The 21,999-nt window shown below is 42.4% G+C and carries 21 protein-coding genes; 6 read left to right on the forward strand and 15 right to left on the reverse strand.

What is annotated here, in order from left to right:
- Nucleotides 1–165 precede the first annotated feature (165 nt).
- From QR721_RS10715 to QR721_RS10725, 3 genes are read left to right on the forward strand one after another with little or no spacing between them, the layout of a single operon-like run.
- Nucleotides 166–924: a hypothetical protein gene (locus tag QR721_RS10715; protein ID WP_348026793.1), complete on the forward strand. Its 759-nt coding sequence runs from the start codon at nucleotides 166–168 to the stop codon at nucleotides 922–924.
- Complete coding sequence (locus tag QR721_RS10720; RefSeq protein ID WP_348026795.1) at nucleotides 921–2,156, forward strand: glycosyltransferase family 2 protein; 1,236 nt, start codon at nucleotides 921–923, stop codon at nucleotides 2,154–2,156. The genes QR721_RS10715 and QR721_RS10720 overlap by 4 nt, the downstream gene beginning before the upstream one ends.
- Nucleotides 2,153–3,163, forward strand: coding sequence for a hypothetical protein (locus tag QR721_RS10725; protein WP_348026797.1), 1,011 nt, complete (start codon nucleotides 2,153–2,155; stop codon nucleotides 3,161–3,163). Before QR721_RS10720 ends, QR721_RS10725 begins: the two co-directional genes overlap by 4 nt.
- Nucleotides 3,164–3,190: 27 nt before the next feature.
- On the opposite strand, the gene QR721_RS10730 is transcribed toward QR721_RS10725, so the two are convergent.
- On the reverse strand, nucleotides 3,191–3,586 hold the full coding sequence (locus tag QR721_RS10730) for a hypothetical protein (RefSeq protein ID WP_348026799.1): 396 nt from the start codon (nucleotides 3,584–3,586) through the stop codon (nucleotides 3,191–3,193).
- A 212-nt stretch (nucleotides 3,587–3,798) separates the two neighbouring features.
- Nucleotides 3,799–4,935: an alpha-hydroxy acid oxidase gene (locus tag QR721_RS10735; RefSeq protein WP_348026801.1), complete on the reverse strand. Its 1,137-nt coding sequence runs from the start codon at nucleotides 4,933–4,935 to the stop codon at nucleotides 3,799–3,801.
- A gap of 399 nt (nucleotides 4,936–5,334) precedes the next feature.
- On the opposite strand from QR721_RS10735, the gene QR721_RS10740 reads away from it, so the two are divergent.
- Genes QR721_RS10740 through QR721_RS10750 form a run of 3 tightly spaced genes read left to right on the forward strand, consistent with a single transcriptional unit; the run spans nucleotide 5,335 to nucleotide 7,929 of the window.
- A complete protein-coding gene (locus QR721_RS10740) occupies nucleotides 5,335–6,096 on the forward strand; it encodes an ABC-three component system protein (RefSeq protein ID WP_348026803.1) in 762 nt (253 codons plus the stop codon).
- Nucleotides 6,093–6,326, forward strand: a complete 234-nt coding sequence (locus tag QR721_RS10745) for an ABC-three component system middle component 7 (protein WP_348026805.1) — start codon at nucleotides 6,093–6,095, stop codon at nucleotides 6,324–6,326. Before QR721_RS10740 ends, QR721_RS10745 begins: the two co-directional genes overlap by 4 nt.
- Nucleotides 6,310–7,929, forward strand: a complete 1,620-nt coding sequence (locus QR721_RS10750; protein WP_348026807.1) for a DUF2326 domain-containing protein — start codon at nucleotides 6,310–6,312, stop codon at nucleotides 7,927–7,929. The genes QR721_RS10745 and QR721_RS10750 overlap by 17 nt, the downstream gene beginning before the upstream one ends.
- Nucleotides 7,930–8,334: 405 nt before the next feature.
- Here QR721_RS10750 and QR721_RS10755 read toward each other — a convergent pair whose 3' ends face one another.
- The 13 genes from QR721_RS10755 to QR721_RS10815 all read right to left on the reverse strand — a co-directional run bounded on the left by QR721_RS10755 (nucleotide 8,335) and on the right by QR721_RS10815 (nucleotide 21,998).
- Nucleotides 8,335–10,077, reverse strand: a complete 1,743-nt coding sequence (locus tag QR721_RS10755; RefSeq protein ID WP_348026808.1) for a hypothetical protein — start codon at nucleotides 10,075–10,077, stop codon at nucleotides 8,335–8,337.
- On the reverse strand, nucleotides 10,077–10,571 hold the full coding sequence (locus QR721_RS10760; RefSeq protein ID WP_348026810.1) for a prepilin-type N-terminal cleavage/methylation domain-containing protein: 495 nt from the start codon (nucleotides 10,569–10,571) through the stop codon (nucleotides 10,077–10,079). Before QR721_RS10760 ends, QR721_RS10755 begins: the two co-directional genes overlap by 1 nt.
- Nucleotides 10,568–11,014, reverse strand: a complete 447-nt coding sequence (locus QR721_RS10765; RefSeq protein WP_348026814.1) for a type IV pilus modification PilV family protein — start codon at nucleotides 11,012–11,014, stop codon at nucleotides 10,568–10,570. The genes QR721_RS10760 and QR721_RS10765 overlap by 4 nt, the downstream gene beginning before the upstream one ends.
- Nucleotides 11,015–11,043: 29 nt before the next feature.
- Nucleotides 11,044–11,799, reverse strand: coding sequence for a hypothetical protein (locus QR721_RS10770; RefSeq protein ID WP_348026816.1), 756 nt, complete (start codon nucleotides 11,797–11,799; stop codon nucleotides 11,044–11,046).
- Nucleotides 11,792–12,436 carry a hypothetical protein gene (locus QR721_RS10775; protein ID WP_348026818.1) on the reverse strand — a complete coding sequence of 215 codons (645 nt, stop codon included), beginning with the start codon at nucleotides 12,434–12,436 and terminating at the stop codon, nucleotides 11,792–11,794. The genes QR721_RS10770 and QR721_RS10775 overlap by 8 nt, the downstream gene beginning before the upstream one ends.
- Nucleotides 12,429–13,430: a type IV pilus biogenesis protein PilM gene (gene pilM / locus QR721_RS10780; RefSeq protein ID WP_348026820.1), complete on the reverse strand. Its 1,002-nt coding sequence runs from the start codon at nucleotides 13,428–13,430 to the stop codon at nucleotides 12,429–12,431. Before pilM ends, QR721_RS10775 begins: the two co-directional genes overlap by 8 nt.
- 317 nt (nucleotides 13,431–13,747) lie before the next feature.
- Nucleotides 13,748–14,449: a prepilin peptidase gene (locus QR721_RS10785; protein WP_348026822.1), complete on the reverse strand. Its 702-nt coding sequence runs from the start codon at nucleotides 14,447–14,449 to the stop codon at nucleotides 13,748–13,750.
- Nucleotides 14,450–14,590: 141 nt separating this feature from the next.
- Entirely contained in the window at nucleotides 14,591–15,094 is a 504-nt protein-coding gene (locus QR721_RS10790; RefSeq protein ID WP_348026824.1) for a type II secretion system protein, read from the reverse strand.
- Between the two features lie 300 nt (nucleotides 15,095–15,394).
- Nucleotides 15,395–16,612 (reverse strand): type II secretion system F family protein, encoded by a 1,218-nt coding sequence (locus tag QR721_RS10795; protein WP_348026826.1) that lies wholly within the window; start codon nucleotides 16,610–16,612, stop codon nucleotides 15,395–15,397.
- The gene (locus QR721_RS10800; RefSeq protein ID WP_348026828.1) at nucleotides 16,612–17,652 is read right to left on the reverse strand and encodes a type IV pilus twitching motility protein PilT; all 1,041 of its coding nucleotides are present in this window, start codon (nucleotides 17,650–17,652) and stop codon (nucleotides 16,612–16,614) included. Before QR721_RS10800 ends, QR721_RS10795 begins: the two co-directional genes overlap by 1 nt.
- Nucleotides 17,653–17,663: 11 nt before the next feature.
- The gene (locus QR721_RS10805; protein ID WP_348026830.1) at nucleotides 17,664–19,319 is read right to left on the reverse strand and encodes a GspE/PulE family protein; all 1,656 of its coding nucleotides are present in this window, start codon (nucleotides 19,317–19,319) and stop codon (nucleotides 17,664–17,666) included.
- Nucleotide 19,320: 1 nt separating this feature from the next.
- Nucleotides 19,321–21,003: a G5 domain-containing protein gene (locus QR721_RS10810; protein WP_348026832.1), complete on the reverse strand. Its 1,683-nt coding sequence runs from the start codon at nucleotides 21,001–21,003 to the stop codon at nucleotides 19,321–19,323.
- A gap of 278 nt (nucleotides 21,004–21,281) precedes the next feature.
- Nucleotides 21,282–21,998 (reverse strand): prepilin peptidase, encoded by a 717-nt coding sequence (locus QR721_RS10815; protein ID WP_348026834.1) that lies wholly within the window; start codon nucleotides 21,996–21,998, stop codon nucleotides 21,282–21,284.
- Nucleotide 21,999 lies beyond the last annotated feature (1 nt).

A 21,999-nucleotide genomic window follows, 5' to 3' on the forward strand; every position in this document is an offset into this window, starting at 1 on the left:
GATATTTTTGTAAGTATTTGAATTGTAAAAAACGAAAAAACAAATGTGGATTTTTGGAAATTAATCTGCTAGTCTAACATCAATCTTTATTAAGAAAAGCCACTCGCACTGTTAACTATTATGCGGATTACAAAATCAACAATTTCAGAAACAAGAGGGATGCATATGAAGAATCAATATGTTTTTGGGCTGCTCATGCTGCTCGTATTATTAAATGGCTGGCTAATTTTAATCGCGGATCTGCCCTTTTCCAAAATAGATTTTATCCTGGCTGCCATGTCTCTTGTCATTATGACCGCATTACCCGGCCGTTTCATTTTCCTGTATCTCGCCATTGTCGTCCTAGGCTATGGAGGATTTCTGACTGGCTATTCATTCTGGTTCCATGAAACCGGAACAATTCAGACGCAGTATATTTATAATCATTTGCTCGTGACAAGCTTCCTCCTTCTGTATTGGGTGCTTATTTATCAAATCAAGGCGCTTACTACTGAAAATGATACGCTTGCCCTGCGGATCGCCAAGTTAGAAAAGATTGATAAAGATACACAAATTCTGACGCCAGATGAATTTCTTTATCAAGCACGTTTTATCCTTTCATCGACAAGACGTCATAGTGAAGCGTGGCTCGTCGAAATGGATATTGAAGAAATATCAGAATACGCTCAGGAAAATCTCCAGGAGTACTTGGAAGCGATTGTTCTCGATTCTGTACGTGAGCAGTTTGATATCGTAACAGCGACACCTGGGAAAATCTTCTTCATCCTGAAAGAAACTCATGAAAATGGTGTAGAAATCGTCCTCGATCGTATTAGACAGAAACAAAAGGAAGCACTGAATCTAGTGAATTCGCCGTATACAGTCCATTGGGGACGTTTTACAGATGAAAATCAACTCGAGAATATCGAGGGGGTCATAGCATGACGAGTCTATTGTTCATCATCATGCTCTTCTTCTGGCTCTTGCTCATTTTCTATTCCTGGATGACTATTTCCGGTGTATGGTTCCGTTTGCGAAAAAAAGAAAGAAAACAGCTTGAGCATTACCCGAGCGTCGCGTTGCTCATTCCTGCCCATAATGAAGGTGTCGTTATCGCGAAGACTCTCTCAGCCATGGCAAGGCTTGAGTATCCCGGCAAGCTTGATGTCTATCTGCTCAATGACAACTCACAAGATGAAACTGGAGAAATTGCTGCTCAATTTGCGGAGATTTTCTCCCATATCCATCATATAAAAGTACCACCGGGCGAGCCAAAAGGTAAATCACGTGTGCTCAACTATGGCTTGTCCATATCTGAGTCGGACTATTTCATCGTCTATGATGCAGACAATGAACCGGAACCAGACGCATTGCGCCTGCTCGTCGAAACAGCTGAGACTACTGAGAACGCAGCAGGTGCGGTCGGTTATGTGAAAACAAAAAACGTTGCAACGAACACACTCACTCGCATGATTGCACTCGAGTTCCAAGTTTTCCAGCTGCTTATGCAATGTGGACGCTGGGCGGCCTTCAAGCTCGGTTCACTGGCTGGAACGAATATGCTTTTGCGCCGTTCCGTTCTTGAGGATGCAGGCGGTTACGATCCTTATGCTCTTGCTGAAGATGCAGAGCTTACGATCCGTCTAACCGCAGCCGGCCTCCGCCTCCCTGTCGTTCCCGAATCGCACACTTGGGAACAGGAACCGGAAAATCTGAAAATCTTCATTAAGCAAAGAACACGATGGTTGATCGGTAACATTTATCTATTGGAAAAATCATTCCATGATCTTTCACATTGGAGGGGACGCACGTTCATCCTTTCTGTGCAGCATGTTCTGACGTATCTGATCTTTATCCTGCTATTGCTTTTCTCGGATGTTTTCTTTATTATGAGTTTGCTCGGTTACACGCTTCCAGAAATGAAAGCACCGCTCCTCATTCTCTGGTTCATGAGTTATATCGTATACACGACTCAGCTGCTCAGCGCGATTGTCGTGGACAGAAATGTAAGCTTTACGAATATTATCTTTGTGCTCATCATGTATTTCACTTATGCGCAAATATTCGTCATCATGCTCGTCCGTGCATTCTATATTTACATCAAGAGCCGCATCCAGAATAAAACAATCGGCTGGGATAAAACACAACGTTTCAAGAGTAAGGACCAACAGACATGAACAAACAACAGATCATTCTCGGCTGCGCTATCTTCATCATAGCCGCAGCCGCTATCTTCATCTATATTTATTTGCACACCGACCCGGTAACGCGCAAATCACGTGAAACTTTGAGAACAATTAAACACGAATATATGAATCATCATCATATGATTCATGCATATCCAGGTAAAGTGGACAGCCAATATCTTTCGGAGAGTGCCGGGTTGTACATGAACTATCTCGTCAAAACTGGACGTGAAGATGAATTTGAAGAATATGTAGAGGAATTCAAGGAACAATTTCTAATCGAAAAGAATGGGCAAGTTTTTGTAAAGTGGGAACTTGATACAGGCGCCCATGTCAATGCGCTCATTGATGATATGCGTATCGTCGCTGCGTTGAACCGGGGAGCTCGACTCTTCTCCAATTCGAAGTATACGACCCTTGCCGACAAAATCGTCGCCGGCATCAAAAGCAAACAGCTACGGGATGAAACGGTCGTCGATTTCTATGATTGGAAATATGATAAACCCGCTGACCGCATCACATTAAGTTATTTGACAGGCGACTTCTTCCATTACTTTTCCGGTAATGATCGTGAAAAACGGTTCCTGGAAAATGCGACTGTATCAGGAAACGCATTTTTCCCGGAATATTATAAGATCTCCGTAGATTCAGGCCAATATATAAGCAAGAGAGAAGTCCATATGGTCGATCAGATACTCATCGCGATGAATCGTAAAAACCTTGGCTTCGATTCACCACGATTCCTCAGCTGGCTAAAAGAAAAATGGCAACAGGAGCATAAAATTTACGGACGATATGACCGGAGCAGCGGCAACCCTTCCGTCAAATATGAATCTCTATCTGTCTATGACTATATGCAGAGGTATCTTGATCAGGCGGGTGAACACGAAATGGCGAAGGAAACAAGAAAACGCATGCGTGAAATTGCCCCGGAACGTGACCTTGGCGAAACGCATTTCTTCGACTATATCCATTACCGTTTTATAACTACGAAATAAAAGAAAAGGAAAAGAGCAGGCAGCAGATTAACCGCTGCCCGCTCTTTTTTTCATGAATCCGCCTTGCTGCCGAATGACGATGATGAATAAAATCGTCCCAAGCACCATGAACGCACCACCTACAGAAAACAACGCAAGAGCCAAATCCGGGGCCTGACCGTAAAGCGTCAAATAAAAGGCCAGAAGCAAAGCCGGCGTACCGAACTGGTAAAACCAGAAATGAAACAGAGCAAGAATATGTTCCGAGATACAAGGACGTTTCTTGTGAATCAAACCCGCAAGCCACATAATGAGCCCGCCAACAAGAATTGTTGAACCGATAAGAATCATATGCAGTCCGGCTTTCACAAACAACGTCGAAACCCAGGCGGCAATACAGAGGGACAAATAGACAATCGCAGTACGATTCCAGATCTTTGTCATTGAAAAACACCTCCTGCTATTAGTAAATGCAGGAGGTGCTCTTTGTTTTCCGGTTATTTTATGATATTGGGGTGTTTTGTTTTTTGAGATGGGTTGGATTCTGCTAATTTTTGTATGGATTCTAATAACTTTGCGTGGAATTCAGCACCTCATCAAAATAAAAAGCGCAGCGAATCTGACCCCTACTGTCAAACCCGCTACGCTCATCTTACTTATTTTCTTGTTTTCAAAGCTTTCAATGTCCGGACATCCGGTGAACCGGCAAGACCGGCAGAAACATGGAGGTCAGATAAGAGATGCTCAAGTACATTGCTGACACCATTTTCACCGTCGATTGCGAGGCCGTACATGAATGGTCTGCCGACAAGCACTGCATCTGCTCCGAGTGCGAGCGCTTTGACAACGTCAGCACCTCTGCGAATACCTCCATCAAAAAGAACCGGGATTTGACCGTTGATCTCCTCTACGATGGTAGGCAATGCTTCTGCAGAACCGATTACTCCATCGAGTTGGCGGCCACCGTGGTTGGAGACTATGATGCCATCTACACCGTGTTCAAGTGCAAAACGCGCATCTTCCGGATCAAGGATACCTTTCACGATGACAGGAAGGCCAGTCGCTTTCTTAATCTTTTCAATGTCTTTCCAGTTCAATGTCGGATGGGCGAAATTCTCGACGATTCCGCGTACAATCGTGTCATCGTCAGTTCCGTCAAGATGACTCATAAATGCTTCATCATTTTTAAAATTGGCTAGACCGTATCCTGCCTTAAGCGGTGAAAATTGATTTTCCAAATCTCGTTCACGCCAGCCGATCAGCACCGTATCAACAGTGACGACAATCGCATCATAGCCAGCCTGCTCTGCACGGACCGCCATATTAATAGATACATCCGGATGTCTTTCATTCCAGTAAATCTGATACCAAAGCGGATGATCAGGTACCTCTTTAGCGATTTCTTCAAGTGAAAAAGTCGAAGCTGTACTTACGATCATTGGCACTCCATGTTTCTTCGCCGCTCTCACTGTTGCAAGCTCTGCTTCTGGATGAGCAAGTTTCTGCATGCCGATTGGCGCAAGGAAAACCGGCTGTTTATATGTATTACCGAACAGTTTCACACTAAGGTCAATGTTTCCGACATTTTGCAACATGCGTGGGACAATTTTCACTTGTTCCAATGAAGTTCGGTTATTGCTTAATGTCTCTTCTCTTCCGGCACCCGACTGAATATAATCGAACGCCTCTTTAGGAAGAACTTCCTGCGCTTTCTTTTCTACGTTCTCAAACCGATATGGGAAATGTGTCTCCCCATCAATATGTTTCATGAGCGTATCCTGCTTTTTGCTCATATGACTGCCTCCTCTATTTTCAACTCAATATAGTGAGTTTACAAGAAAGATAGAGAATTCTCTCGTTTTTTGCCTTATTATTAAGAAAATTAGCCCCAAGAACAAAATAAAAGCACCCCCGCCTTGAAGACGGGAGTGCCATTTCCTCAATTATGCTACGTGACCTTTACTTTTGCCAGATTTACGTGCTTCCTTGCGCTTGCTCCACCAAGTGGAATAACTACAATTCATCCTCATTACATACCTGATTTTATAAGGCTTTTAAGAAAAACTCAATCAGAAAAAAGGGCAGACAGGCTAGTCTTTTTTGTTGTAAGAGGTTATTGGAAAATTATGTATTATAATCTATTTTTGTAGTATAATAGGTTCTACTGTAGGCTTAAAGGCGGGGTAATTTATATGAGTAACAAAAGAAGAGATCTAACACCTCATGAGAATTCAATATTACTTTCAGAGGTTGAAAATATGTGCCCTTTTTGTGCAAAACCACTTATGTATGAGAAAAATGGTAGACAGTACAAACTATGGGAAGGCGCACATATTTATCCTCTTAATCCTACAGAATCAGAGATTGAATTATTAAAGGATGAAGAGAGATTACATGAAGATGTAAATAACATAAAAAATTTTATTGCATTATGTGGTGATTGCCACAAGAAGTTTGATAACCCAAGAACTTCTGAAGAATATAGGTGGTTATTAAGTATTAAGAAAAACATATTGTCTAAGAGTGAGACTAGAGCAAAATATGCTGATTATCAAATTGAATTAGAAATAAAGGAAGTCATTACAATGCTTGTAGAGGAATTTAATGAGTGTACTCTTAAGCAGTTAGAGATGCAAGCATTAAAATTAGATGAAAAAGCAAATGAAACATTGACTAGAATAACAAAGATGAGGATAAGAAATGAAATAACTGAATACTTTTATTATATAAAAGAGCAGTTTGCTCATTTAGATAGTCAATATCCTAGATCATTTAATGCAATAGCCTCACAAGTTAGTGCATTTTATAATAGTTTAAGCAGAATTGAGTCATCTCAAGAAGTGATTTATGGGCAACTTACTGAGTGGCTCTCTAAAAAGACTGGCAACAGTAATTTAGGTGCTTGTGGAATTATAATTTCTTTTTTTGTTCAGAATTGTGAGGTGTTCTCATGATAGTACCTAATAAGGTAATTAGTTTTAGTGAATCCACTATTGGGAAAATGCCAATTATTCTTGAGTATTTATCAAAGCAAGATATGACAGTAAAGGAGTTATTCTTTACAACACAAGATTACTTTGAGGAAATTGATGAGTTTATTTATTCACTTGATGTTTTATTTCTACTTAATGCAATTAAAGTAGATTTTGACAAAGGAGTAGTTACCTATGTTGGAAAAAATTAAAAGTACAATATTTTTAAAGGGAGCTATAGATTTCCATCAGGGCTTGAATGTTGTATTAGGTGATAATAAAGGGTCTAACTCTATAGGTAAATCAACTTTACTTATGATAGTAGATTTTGTCTTTGGTGGTAATACATATATTTCGCATAATAGCGATGTTGTAGCAAACTTAGGTCATCATGAGTTTGGGTTTACTTTTAATTTTAACAATACTAAATATCATTTTGTTAGAGATACCAAAAATCCAAATGCAGTATATAAAAGCAACAATAGTTATGAAAAACTTGAGGAATTAAAAGTTATGGATTTCACCAAGATACTAAAGAGCCTATATGAATTGGAATCAGACCAATTAACCTTCAGAGCTGCTGTCAGCACCTATTCTAGAGTTTGGGGGAAAGAAAACAATAATGTTAAAAGACCCCTACATAGCTTTGCTCAAGAAAACTTTGGTCAAACGGTAACAAAATTGATTAAGCTTTTTAACAAATATGATGCTATAGAATTACAGGATAGGGAACTAAAAAAACTAGAAGACCAAAAGCAAGTCTTAAATAAAGCCGGCACTTACAAATTAATCCCCAAAATAAATAAAACTAAGTTTAAAAAAAATATAAAAGAAATAGAATCTCTAACTGAAGACATTGAAAGGCTAGGAAAAAGTGCCTATATTCCCTCGTGTGATATTAGTGAGATTATTTCTGACGAAATGATTTCTCTTAGAAAAATGAAGAAAAGGCTTATAGATGAGAGAGAATATTATATTTCTAGATTAAATAGGACAACTAAGACTATAAAAAATTCTGCAGGTGCTGGGTTTGAAGATCTTTTTGAATTTTTCCCAAATGTAAATGTAGAAAAATTGCAAAATATAGAATCATTCCATCAAGGAATCAGTTCAATTCTTAGTGATGAGTTAGAAAATGCAAAAAAAGAATTAGCAAGTAAAATAGATGAATTAGAACAGAAAATTAATAACGTTATTGAAAAGCAAGCACAGCTATTAAATCCTGATGAAGAACTTACTGTATTTATTGACAGCTTAATTGAATTGTCAACTAGGCTAAAGAGCCTTCAATTAGAAAATCAGTATTACAAAAAGTTGTCAGAAATAAAAGAAGATATTGACACTAAAAAAGGTGAGCTTCAGGAGTTAAAGAAGAAAATAATTGAAGAAATTAATAAAGCAATCAATACAAAATTAAAGAGTATTAATGACTTAATTCATGAGGACAAAAGAACTTCACCTCAATTAAATTTAACCTACAATAAATATGACTATGAAATTGTTGATAACACAGGAACCGGTAAAGCTTATACAAACTTACTAATTTTTGATCTTGCTATTTTAACACTATCTAAACTGCCTTTTATTATACATGACTCTTTCTTATTCAAGAATATTGAAAAAGAAGCTGTTGAACAAATAATCAATTTTTACAACAAACTATCAAAACAAGTGTTTATTGCGATTGATATTATTGATATGTACAACAAGGAAACCCAGAGAATTTTAAACAAGAAAAAAGTAATTCAATTATCTAAAGATAAGTTGTTGACGATCAAAGATTGGAGAGATAGCAATAAGGAACAGACAGAGTAATGAGGAGCTAAGTCAAAACTTAGCTCCTTCTACTTTTTATAGGATGCTATTCATATTTATTTTTAGAGCTTGATAGCTTTTAGTTAACCATAAATACAGGAATACAGTGAATGAGGTAAAGCACTTGATTAAAGATACTTTTGCTAAATGAATAGAACCTTATGCATATTTGCAACCTTATTCCATTGGAAGATACTCTAAAGCTATTTTTAAAATATCTCTTAATTATTTTAAAAAGTAGTATGAGCAATTCTATAACTCTGAGTTTCAAGCCAACTTTTTAGCTGGCTCCTCTCTACTTATCCTTACTGCTTTAGTTAGATCTTAAATAGTTTATTAAGTATATTAATCTCTCTCGAGGATTTCAGGTTAACATATTGCTCTCAAAATGGATGTATGAGAAATTTACTTTCTTCTTTCCTTCAACACAGGTTCCGCCACATCATAAATGACCGGTTCCTGCTGCTTCAAGTCTGAATACGTATTAATAATTTCAGGATTATAGATTACTTGAAGTCGGGAGTCTCTGCGCTGCTGTTCGGCCAGTCCTTCAAAATAATCGGTGCTGCTGATTTTGTAACTGTTTGTGAAGCTTGAGCTCTTGGCACGCCCGCGAATTGCGTTGAGAACAATCCGCTTAGCGGAGATGCCACCCTCAATGCGGATATTGGAACCAACCCCATACATTTCGAAGTTCTGCTTTGAATAGAAATAGCCTCGAATGTTACTAGGGACATCCTGATTGACACTATTGTTGCTGATTTTCACTTCACCATTGGAGAATACGATGAGCGAACCGGCTTTTCCATTTGTATTTAACCCATTGATTCGCGTGTTCTGTATCGTTACAGAGCCATTGACATAGATTAGCGCATTCAAACGTGCATCCGCACCTCTGATTGTCAAATTCCCATTCACAAATATAGGCCCAGACAAATCAATTTTGTCATACTGAGACGAATCATATGAAGTGCTGCCATTTCCAATCGTCAAGTCTCCTCCGACATACATCCCTTTTTCCGTTGTCGTCAACTGGGGAGTCGTGCTCGAATTACGAAGGCTAACATTACGATCTGTTGCGAACTGTTTAAAAGTATTGGCACCACTCAGCGTGAAATTCGTAATCTCAGTACAAGAAGACTTGTTACATGTCTTTCCATAGGCAAATGCTTTTTTGCTACTAAGTTGGCTCCCGGATATTGTACTGGAACTTAAAGTAACGTCTGAATCACTCATGCCAAACTGATAGACCTTCTTCTGTCCGGAAATATCGATTTCCTGGCGCTTCGGACTCCGTTTGATCAGGAGCGGGCTCGTTGAAAATGCTGAGCTTACTGTCGCTTTTCGATAAGTAGTACTAGGAAAAGTTGAACGTTGAATATGCGTACTGTAAGACCCTGGCGGCGGAGAAAATGTATACGCCTCTCCCCCAAGCACAAGCCGTGAACTGCTCTCATTCTCACTTTGAACTGCAGCCGGATAAAGTGATGGAATCCACTGTTCACCACCAAGATAGGCGTATCCATAATTCGTTGTAATGAGGTCGCCATCCACTTTCATATCTCCTGCAATTGTAACGCCTCCGTGCATGAATAGATTTCCCTCTCCGTTACTGCACGTCTTCCCACCAGGCTCCCCGCAATCACGGTTTACTCCGATTGCATATTTCAAACTTTCTGGAATCGGGGCCGCTCCTACCTCAAGTTCAGAACGTAAATCCCGCACAGTATTGCCCGCCGTTCCATTGCTTAGGAACGTGACAATCCGGCTCGTTCCATTACTATTCGTTCCCGGTGAAACCTTCTCAACACAGGTGGCATATTTACCCGTTTGGCCGGTGTCCGTAATGATTTTACCACTCCCGCACATATACTTGGATAGAGCGCTGTCTAGTACTCCAGAGAAGGCACTAGCTGTGAGACCTTCTGTTCCTAAGACATTCTTAAGATCTGACTGAATTTCTTCAACTACTCGATCAAGTCCTTTTTCTGACAGTTCTGTAGCCTGTGTGACATCTTCTCGTACATCATCCCGTTTCATCCCGTTCGTTGTCATCGCAACGAGCAGAAAGGCAAACATGAAGAAAAGCGTAGCACATAGTAATACGAGAATGAGTGTGTATCCATCTTCGGCTCTCCCTTTCTTCATTAATTTGCCCCCTGTCCGTCTCCTGAGTCGGGAATAAGTCCGATTACACTTCTAAGCTCAAGCTGTTCCCCATCTTTCTCAAGGACGAGATTGATTTCATATTGGTCTTCCTCTGTCTCGGTAATTTTCGTTCCATTTCCATTACTTGTTTCCGGTACTAGGGAAATTTCATTGTCTTTCGTATGAATTTCCCCTTCTCTGCTAAATACCCTACCGTCATAGAAACCGAGCTTTTTGCCGTCTTTTAACAGAAAATAATAGTCTGGTCCTGCAAGTTCCCTGCTTTTCAAATCGCTTACCTTCAGAACATACAGGTCGCGAATCATACTGCCCATGATCCAGTCCGCTTCATCACGCAAATCGCCCTCAGTCCGTATGCGTTCATACGTCTTGAACCCTGAAACCATCACCTGTGACGCGATTCCAATGATGATGCTTCCAACAACAACGACTGCCAATACTTCCACAAGTGTCAGTCCGCGCTCATTTTTCATTGGATATTCACATAGCCTTCTATTTGATTCGTCACGCGATTCTCCTTGCCTTGAACGGTGACAAGTACATTGACAAGACCTAGCTCCTTCTCACGTGGTGTCTGGGAAGCTTCGACCGTAAGCATATATGTCTCATCATTTACAAACGGTTCATATAAACTGCGACACGTATCATTTGTGCAAGCAGCGGCTGTCATCGTTTTCGGAAAAGTACCTTTGTCGACAAGGTAACTCGCAGGGTCCAACTGCATTCTTTCCATCGCCCCTTTGCCTAAATTAATCGCAACAAGGCGGTCATTATTGGAAATGGCCGCCTTGTTCAGATATAGCATTAAATTGTAGACACCTGCCAGCAAGACGGAAAGAATGACAAGAGAAGCAAGCACTTCAACTAGAGTGAAGCCATGTTCTCGGGCTGGATATTTACATTCCTTGCGTTTCATATCCTTCACGCTCCTTCATTCATAGCTGACTACTTTTTGACAGGTCCGTCGTAATAAAACGTTATAAGTTCGACTGTGCAAGTTACCGTCTCATCTGGATTCTGATCGAGAACGAGTTCTGCTTCAGCCGGTTTCTTAAATTCCAATGTGTTGACTAGAGTGACACGATCGAGTTTCTCAACCTCTTTCATCAGCATATCGAAATGCTCGTAATCCGGAGAAGCGACTTCCATGCGCATTGCAATCGTATGTAGATTTTCCGGTGCTTGCAATTCAAGCTGTGCCACCTTGTTGTCCGCGCTTGTCCTTGCTTCCGAATCTACCGCCCCTGATGTGTCCTCTTCATCGGTACTCGTCGCTGTATCATCATTTGTCCCGGCATTTGCATCCGGTACAGCATCGTCTGGATTCGTTGTATCCTCTTCCTTATCTGGGAGAGGCAGGTCACCATCATAGGCAAACTCAATCTTGTCGATTCGACTCATACTGATTGCTTCGATTTCTTCAAGCGAACGCATCAGCTCATCAAGTGAAGGATTGAGCGGCATCTTAGCCTTATAAAGAGTGGACTCATCCTGTCCTGAATCTGGACTGTTCTGTGCTCGTTTCTTCTCCGTTTGGAGATTGTCCACTTGCTTCTGCAGATTGAGAGCTTCTGCTTCATTTGCCGATTTCTCATCTGTCATCGGCTTGAGAACCGCAAAGAAGAGTACGATGAGCAGAATCAGAATCAGACCGGCGAGGGCAAGATATAAATTTCTTCGTTCCTGAAACTGCTCATTCATTTGCGGCGTCCTCCATTCCTTTTTCTTTTTCATTCGCCTGGTCTAGCTTTGCTTCATCAATGACGAATGAATATGTGACTTTATAGCGTGGCAATACGGAATAGCGTGAAACGGTTGAAGCCTCTTCCTCGTCTGCTCCGTCTTCATTTTTCAAACTGAAGCTCTCAACGTTTTCGACACGTGCTTTTTTGATGTAATCCAACTTTTCAAGAGTTGCCATATAGTCGGATGCCTTCTTCATCGTTTCGAATTCATTGACGACTTTTACTTTACCAAGATCGTAGTCAAACTCCGACAAATAACTATGTTCCGGCAATGCGCCGACCAATCCGTTCAAAAGTGTGGATGCCGGCAAACGACGTTCGTCAACAAATCTCGCCGCTGAGACGAACGGATCCCTTTGCTTATCCCTAACTTTGTTCAAGCTCGTCTGCAAAGCAAGGCGTTCATTCTCCAATTCGGCCTTTTGTGCATTCGCTGCTTCAAGGTCGTTCTTCGTTTTGAAATAGAAGAAAATCATGATTGCCGATAAAAGCAAAATTAGAATAAGGCTAATTAGAAATATACGATAAAGCATAGAACTACGCCGTCTCTCTTTGAACGGCAACAGGTTGATTTCAGGCATGCGTTCATGCATTGAAGACTCCTCCCTTCAATGCAAGGCCGAGTGCTGGAATGAAGGAGGCTCCGACTGGCTCTTCATCCGCTTCGGTCATAATTTTTTCTAGGTGAACGACAGGAAGATCGAAGCGATTCTCGATTTTGCGTACGAATGTATGCAAGTCAGGAGAGTCACCGGTAATGATAATTTCCTCTACCTGCTTACTTCCCCCATGTTGTGAAAAGCGGTAAAAGTTCATGACACGATCGAGCTCGCTGATCTGGTCTTCCATCATGCCAATCAAATTCGTTTCATCGCTTTGATACGACCAGTTGATCCATTTTGTGTACTTCGTGTCATACGTCCAGTCTTCCATTCGAATATCAATTTGCTGGAAACGCATGAACTCAATCCGATTTTCGTGAAAAATGCTCAAGTTTGTCCCAGTAAGGTTTAGCTCAAAGAACAGGGAAACGCGTGACGGGTTCAAACGGTCACTTTGTAAGAAATAACGATAAACACCGAGTGGCTGGACATCTGCAGCGACAGGGCGCAAGCCACAGTCTTCAAGCGTCGTCGCATACTTGATGACTTCCTCTTCAGAAGCTGCAAAAAGTGTGCCGACCTGCTTGTCCCCTTCAACGAATTCTTCATGAATGTGCACATCCAGTACGGGTCGCTCGAATGGCAGATGAATTGTATTACCGACTTCCATGAGGAAATGATCTTTCACTGCTTCTCCTTCAAGCTCTGCAGGAAATTCCACCCGACGCATAATCACAAGTGAATTCGGTACATTAAATCGGCAATCACATGATTTCAAGCCGCATTCTTTAACAAGTGTTTTCATAAATTCATAGAAACCAATCTCATCGACAATTTTGCCGTTTTCAATCAGTCCCGGCTCCAGTGGCCGTTCGGCAAGCATTTGCACCGAATCAAGCGTGGATCCCTTATTTTCAACGATTCGGACGACATAATCATCTATGACAATATTCGCCATCCGGCTCGACTTCTTCAGCGAAAGCATGCTACCACTCCAGACTGTTATGTAAATCGATTGCGCCAAATGTACAAAAAGCCAATTGGCGTGAAACTTCTGCTTTAGAAAGCTGCTAGCATTCCTGTGGCTACGTGACGACCTTGCACCTGAAAGGTCTCAGTCCACTCGTTCTCACCACGACAGACAATTCTAGTAACAGCAGTGTCATAAAACGTGGCGCTATTGACGACTATGATTCTTGCAACTTTCTCTCGCTCAGTCCTAATTGTTCTTATGGAACATTTGTAAAACTACTGATCATTAAAGGGAAATTTATGTATATGACAATTTTAACAGATTTTTGTCTATTTCATTACAAAAAACATCAGGAGAGTCAGAAAGCTGAGGATTGTCGTAATTGGCAGCGTTCTATGCCTTTCTCCACTAGATCCCTTTATTTGATTAAATAACCAAATAACCATTACGAGCACTATACCCGGTATTCCAATAAATAGGCCATTTACTGCAGCGAGCAATGCATATTCGTTTTTGCGGCTGCCTTGCTGCAAACGATTGATTAAGGTAAAGATAATATAGCCGGCTAGTGCGCCGAGCCAGGGGTTCCACCATGTCTCCATTGGAATGAATATCCGCAAGAGGACACCAGTACCTAGGAAAAAAAGAAGCACCTGTCGCGGAATCGTGCCGCTGTCCAGGTCTGCAATGGCAAGGATAATGACGAACGAGATGAGTACAAGCGCAACCACCAAATCCTTTGACCATCCCGTCAAAATTGGCGAGATCGTAAAAAGACTCGCTGTAAGCAATTCAAATATGGCATACTTCGGCGATACGGATGTTTTACAATTACGACAGCGTCCTCTCTGGATGATCCATGAGAAAACCGGAATCAGTTCAAAAGCTGTCAGCGTGTGACCGCATTTTGGGCAGTGTGAACGCGGATGAACGATTGATTTACCATGGGCTAGGCGGATGCCGACGACGTTGTAAAAGGATCCAAAAATGAGGCCGAAGATGAATAGGTAAGTGTAGAGTAAGGGTTCCAAAAAAATCACCTTTCAATACTATTTAATCATCGTTTATTAGGAATCTTTATTTTTCAAAACATATTTTACGAAATTTTATTTAATATTCTAGGTTTAATTAAGAGTCCCTGGTTTTGCTAATCAGGGACTCTTGGACTCTTGTTAGGGGGTTGTCGTTTCAGTCGGTTCAGCTGGTTCAGTCGTATTAGTGGAAAGGTTCTTTCCACAAGCTTTTCTTCCCTCTTTATTCAAGTTTTCCTCAGTTGAATTAATAGTACATTTACTGTCTGTATCATTAAGTTTTACAACATAAACTCTAGAATCTTTAGTTCCACTTGCAGTAACTGTACCAGCAGTTCCATATGGTCCCTTCTTCCAAGGATCTGTTAGCTTTGATAAAGAACCTTCGGATTGAAGAGTAGCTGCAGTTACACCACCACTACCACTACCGATTTCTCCACCAGAAGATTCATAAAGTTTAGCTGCTGTAATCATTTGCTGAGCATTCGCTACCTGAGCATCTTTTTTAGAATTATCAATTACATTACCAATAACAACAAACGCAATAGCCGCTACAATCGCCAAGATTACAACAACTGCCAAAAGCTCGACAAGTGTCAAACCGCGCTGGTCTTTCTTCAATTTTTGCATGTATTTTTTAAACATACCGTTCTCCCCTTTTTCTTTAAGATTAATTAGTTCTAAATTTTTTTCGTTTCCCCATTCCGGATTTATCTCTATGTTTATCCGGTCCCTCTCCCTGCCCTCACCTCCTTAAAGGTGTTGTTTTTACTATGTTTCTACGCAAATCAACGAGTTTAGGTTAAAGTACTAACCAGCGAAGGAAAGAGGCGAGACTCCCGCGGGAAAAACAAGCTTACTGAGACCCTGCAGGCGCTCGCGCCGAAGCGGCTCAGTGCTTGCCCGCAGGAAAGCGAGCTTCTTTCCTAAGCGGTAGCAGTTCCCTTACTTAATCTCCGTAAAGATCGAGAACATTGGAATCATAATCGACAGAACAATAAACCCAACGACCGTCGCTAGAATAATAATCATGACTGGCTCAATCAATGACTTCAATGAATCGACTGTCCGATCGACGTCATCTTCATAAAAGACAGCAATCTTTTCTAACATGAAATCGAGAGAGCCTGTCTGTTCGCCAATCGCTGTCATTTGTGAAACAAGCGGTGGGAAAACCCAGCTCTTCTTTAAAGGTTCTGATAGCGCTCCGCCCTTCTCCAAATTGTCACGTGCTTCACGGACAACTTTTCCGATGACCGGATTGCCGACGACTTTCTCGACGATGCCGAGTGCTTGCAAAATCGGTACAGAGCTGGAGAATAATGAACTTAGTGTGCGTGTCATACGGGCTATTGCCGCTTTCTGCAACAACTTCCCAAAAACCGGCACCTTCAAAAGACTCAAATGAACACTGTAATTAAACTGCTTGTTGCTTTTAAAGAAATAAATAAAGACTGTAACCGCAATCGCAACTACAAGCAATGCAAGCCACCATAGTTTCTGGACGAATTCACTAATGGACAATACAATCTGAGTGATCGGCGGTAAGTCGCTTCCGAACTGAGCGAACATCTGAGTGAAGTTCGGTACGATCGAAAGCATCATGAAGAGCACAACGCCAACGATAAGTACCATGAGGACGACTGGATAGGCCATCGTCGACTGGACTTTCTGCTTCAATGTGTACTGCTTCTCGAAGTAATTCGCCATCCTGTCGAGCGTTTCATCCAGGTTACCAGTCATTTCTCCGGCACGTACCATGTTGACGAACAATGCCGGGAAAACCTTCGGGAATTTCTCAATCGCATCTGAAAAAGCATGACCTTCCCGGACATCCTGTTCCACTTTTACAAGAGCTTTCCTCAACCCTTTGCTTTCAGTCTGCTGGGAAAGAATATGAGTTGCCTCGACAATCGGAATCCCTGCTCTGATTAATGTTCCGAATTGTCGGCTATAGATGACAAAGTCGCGGTTCTTCACACTCTGGCCGCTCCCAATGGAAAGGTTGCGGTTGAGCAGTGTCGCTTTCGTCTCATTAATTTCACGCAGGCTGATTCCCTTATCACGCAGTTCTGTCATCGCTTCTTTCTTTGTGTCAGCCTCGATCGTTCCGCGCTTCACGTTACCGCGGCGAGTACGGCCGACATACTTATAAACTGTCATTAATTGTCACCTGTCCTGGCCATGTATGGTTCTACGAGTTTAAGATCTACGAGACTTTTCTGGAGCAATTCCTGTATCGACATCTGCATCGTATGCATGCCGAGCGCACGACTCGTCTGCATTACATTCGTAATCTGGCTCACTTTGCCATTTCGAATCAGGTTGGCGACGGAAGGATTTCGAATAAGAAGTTCCGTAGCTGCCACCCTGCCTGCTCCGTCTTTCTTAGGGAAGAGCCTCTGGGAAAGTACACCTGCGAGCACATCAGCAAGCTGGATACGTATCTGTTCTTGCTGTCCCGGCGGAAAGACATCAATAATCCGGTGAATCGTTTGCGGAGCACTGTTCGTATGCAATGTCGCAAGGACGAGGTGCCCTGTTTCCGCTGCCGTAATTGCTGTTGAAATCGTCTCAAGATCGCGCATTTCACCGACAAGAATGATATCCGGATCCTGACGCAAACTTGCCCGCAAAGCATTGGCGAAACTGTCTGTGTCAAATCCTATTTCACGCTGGTGCACGAGCGACTTTTTATGAGAATGGGTATATTCAATCGGATCTTCCAATGTGATGATATGCTTTGAAGTATTTTTATTAATAAAATCAATCATTGCTGCGAGTGTCGTTGATTTCCCCGACCCCGTCGGACCTGTTACAAGAAAAAGTCCTTGCGGAGACATCGCAATCTTTTCCAACACTTTCGGCATTTTCAAATCTTCAATGGAAGGGATATGGCTTGGTATAATTCGCGCGACAATCGTTGTATTCTGCTTCTGGCGGAAAATGCTCAGACGATAGCGGGCAGCTCCTTGCAGATGATAGGAAGCATCTACCTCACCCACTTCCTCGAAAGTACGAAATTCATTTTGCGGTAATAAATGGCGAGCCATTTCAATCGTATCTTCCTCTGTTAGCAATTCATCGCCAATAAGGCTGAGCTTGCCATCCATGCGGAATACAGGAGTTGAACCGACTGTCAGGTGTACATCGGATGCTCCCATTTCTGCTGCTTTCCTGAGCAAAGTATCGATATCATGCATCGGTTAGCCTCCTAATCAAGAGAAGTTACACGGAGTACTTCCTCTGTTGTCGTCAAGCCTTCAAGCACTTTCATAAGTCCGTCATCAAGCAAAAATGCCATCCCTTGCTGCATAACGTAGCTCTTGATTACATTGCTGCTCTCCGATTGCATGATCATCTCTCTGATTCTGTCATCTAGTATGAGTACTTCATGCAGAGCGACTCGGCCGCGATAACCTGTGCTATTGCAGCTTGCACAGCCAATACCTCTCTTTACCGGTTGTGGTGCCAAACCGTGCGAAGCGAAAATCTCTTTCTCACGGTCAGTCGGCTCGAATGTTTCGGCACAGTCACGGCAAACACGGCGAACGAGACGCTGAGCGACAACTCCACTAAGTGAAGAAGCAATAAGGAAAGGCTCAATCCCCATGTCAATCAGACGAGTCAATGCAGCGACTGCACTATTCGTATGCAAGGTACTCAGGGCCAAATGTCCTGTCAAAGAGGCGCGAACTGCAATCTGCGCTGTCTCCGCATCCCTGATTTCTCCGATCATGACGATATCCGGATCCTGACGGAGGATCGAACGCAGTCCACTTGCAAAAGTCATGCCGACTGCTTCATTTACTTGAACCTGGTTGATGCCTTTAAGCTGATACTCAACCGGGTCCTCAATCGTAATAATATTGACTTCTTCGCTGTTTAATCGGTTCAGCGCCGCATATAAAGTAGATGATTTCCCGGAGCCTGTCGGGCCTGTTATAAGAACAATCCCATTCGGCTTGTCGATCATTTCTTTGAACTTCTCCATATTGCTGTTGGAGAAACCGACACGTTCCAGCTGGTCAAGCGCGTTACTCAAATCGAGTATTCGCATAACGACCTTCTCGCCGTATACAGAAGGCAATGTCGAAAGTCGAATATCAATTGGCTTATAATTAACAGTCATCTTAATGCGCCCGTCCTGAGGAATACGGTTCTCAGTGATGTTCAGATTCCCCATGATTTTAATACGGGCGATAATAATATTTTGCATATGCTTCGGCAATGTCCGTTCATCATGAAGCACCCCATCAACTCGATAGCGGATTTTCAGTTCCGTATCTTGCGGGTCAAAATGGACATCACTTGCTCGCTGTGTGACCGCATTACCAATAATCTGATTCACAAGCCGGACAATCGGAGAATCCTCATCGGCTATGCCAGCGTCTTCAAGATTATCCTCCGGTCGCAATTCATTCATCACTTCATCCAGTGATTCCTGCAGATCATAAAATTTCGATATCATCCGGTACAGCGCGTCTTTAGTCGCGATGACAGGGACAATCTGAAAATTCGTTGCCATTCTCAGTTCTTCAATCGCGAAGTAATCCATCGGGTCACTCATTGCTACGAATAGTTTTGAGCCCTCAATTTTGATCGGGATTAGGTTCTCACGCTTAGCCATCTCCTGAGGCACAAGTTTTACAGCCTCAGGATCAATTGGATATTGCAGAATATTGATATGTGGAATGCCAAGCTGGTACTCCAGTACTTCGATCAGCTGCTGCTCGGTGATCAGCCCTTCGCGAAGAAGGACGTCACCGAGCTTTTCACTTGGAAGCTTTTCTTTCAATGCTTCTTCAACTTGAGCTTCTGTTATCAAACCGGATTCGACAAGCAGATCTCCTAGTCGTTTTCTGGCCAAATCACTTCATTCCCTTCAGAATGCCGTTCAATTCTGGGCTCTTCGTAATTGGAGCAGACTGATTGTTGTTCACGACGCCATTTTCAGTGAGAAACTTCAGCAGCCATCCAGACATAATTTCACTTTCATTTTTGCAACGATCTTTGCCATTCGGTCCTTGGACACGGACGCAATCATCGCGAAGGCTGTCAATCAAGGCTTGCTTCATTTGCGGAGAAGCCTGTGAAATCTGTGGTGGTACATTGCTCACTTCTGGCAAATTATTGTTCTGAGTGGAACTGCTTCCTGTCCCAGGACTTACTGGTGTACTCGTATTCGGTGTCGTTACCCCTGGATTCGTTGTTCCAGGTGCAGTAATACCCGGTGTAGTCATTCCTGGTGTTCCTAGTGTTCCATCAGTGCCAGGTAAAGTCGTTGTACTTCCAGGAATTGTCGTCCCCGTTGTGCTATCTGAGCTGTTCGGATCCGTTACTCCTGGTGTCTGAGTCTGACCTGGGATAAGTGTTCCATCAGGTGAAGTAAGATTTTGTTCTGGAGCTGTCACTTCTTCCTGAGAAGATGTCATAATAATTTGTGGTTTTGGCAAGTAGCTGGCGCGACGGACAAGCTTCTTATCAACCATTGTTCCATCTGCCGCTTTATGAACTCGGTAAACATCGACTTTCTTACCGTCTTCTCCCTGTTCCTCTGTCTGTTCAACACCAGCTGGTAGGGATGGATTGTAACGATAGACAATGCGGGATGTAATCGGCTGCTCATTTTCGAGTTGGATTACATAACTTTCTTCCATAGGAATGGCTTGAAGCGACATTTCCACCGTGTCGCCAAACACATCTCCTGCGATTTTGTAAGAACGGCCATCCCCGTTTACAAGAATGAGATCTTCATTCATTTCCTTGTTGACGCCGGCTTCCATTCCCGGTTTCGCATATTCCGGGAGTTCATTTTGTGAATGATGTTCTGCGATTGTCATGTCCGTGCTTAGAGATAGCTCAAACAAAGCGGTTGCCAGGAAATCGAGCTCCTGAGTGCGCTCTTTCAATTCAGCAGGCAATTTCACTGTCTTCAAAAGGGAAAACGTACTATCAGGCTTAATTGTCTTGCCATTCAAATTTTCGACAAGCTGGACGAGAGCTGCTGCATTTGTTCCACTTGGAATTTTATAGTTAATACTGGAAACTGGCTGCAGCATTGTCTCCGCTTTCTCCATGTAAACAATGCTCGGTCCCTCTTCCCCAAGCATCGATGCCACTTCTTTAGCTCGATCAAGCGTCTTTTCCTGATCCATTCTTGATGGCAAGTCGACTGACCGCTTGTTCACAGTTACAGCTAGCGGCACATCCGTCCGGTCGGGCTTCAGGAAAAATGTCGACCAGCTTCTTTTCGTCTGATCCCGGAAGTCATTCCATGAAGCTTCCACATGGAATTTGAACACATTGCGTGGAATTTCATATGTTTCATACTTACTTTTAAGCTTTAATGTACCGCCATCCATCCAAGTTTTAATCTCCTCATTGATTAGAGCTTTCGCATCTTCCTTATCCAGCCCTTCAATTGGAATGCCACCGAGTGTGGAGCCATCCGGGTCTCCTGCAGCTGCGCTAGCGAACACACCGTGTCCAACTGTTGTAAAAGTAAGCAAAGAAGCTAACGCCATGCCCGTCATCCATTTTCGTAGTTTCATTGAAATCCCGCCTTTTCTGCTGCTATAAGACGGCGCTTAGGCCGATCAATCTGTGTACAATAGTATCTTACATGTAAGGTATACATTGCTTTGTGAAAAATATGTATATTTGATTAAGAATTATAGGAAAATAGTCCCTTTAAAAAGGATTCCCCCGGTAAAAAATGTATGTTAATGTGAATATCTTACCAACGTGCAAATCCTTACGTCAACTAAATCTTTGGTGAAAAATGACGAAAAGACTTCTATAAGAAAAAGCCTCCTCATTGTGTGACTTTTCACCCAATGAATCCCCCATAAAACTCCAAAATCGGTGAACCAAAGAAGTAGGCTATTAGGGTGCCAAATACAATATAAGGACCGAATGGTATCGCTTGCTTCCGCTCCGTACGTCCTGTCATTTGCATAATCAACCCAATCACAGCACCGAATAGGCAAGCAAGGAAGAATGCTAGCAGCACTTCCTTCCAACCAAGTACAATGCCAAGGACGCCAAACAGCTTCATATCCCCTGCTCCCATACCACCACGGGAAACGAGGATTATAATGAAGATAATGAAGTATCCAATAGCACCTCCTGCAAATGCCGACCACCATGGATCCAACGGCTCCAAAATCCTCAGTACAATGAATATTGGCAAAAATAATAGCAAGACGCGATTTGGTATAACCATTGAAAGGAGGTCAGTCGTAAATATCATGATCAGCATGGTAAGCAAAGCAAGGGACACAATAAGCTCCGCGCTGTATCCATGTACGCTGTATGCAAGTATTGCAAGCAGACCACTTGTAACTGAAAGGATGGTTCTCCTTAATTTTCCTTTTACCTCAAAATTGAGACGTATAAACAACAACCAACCCTGTTTTTTTGAAAGTTGTGGCCCAACTTCTTCCCCATTCTCATAAAATGAAGCTAAACGAGCTCCGACACAGTCTGCATAGTATCCAAGCGCAAGGCCTATGAGCAAGAAGGTTGTGAGATTTAGAATGTCCATG

Source organism: Aciduricibacillus chroicocephali (genome assembly GCF_030762805.1).
Classification (GTDB): Bacteria; Bacillota; Bacilli; order Bacillales; family Amphibacillaceae; genus Aciduricibacillus; species Aciduricibacillus chroicocephali.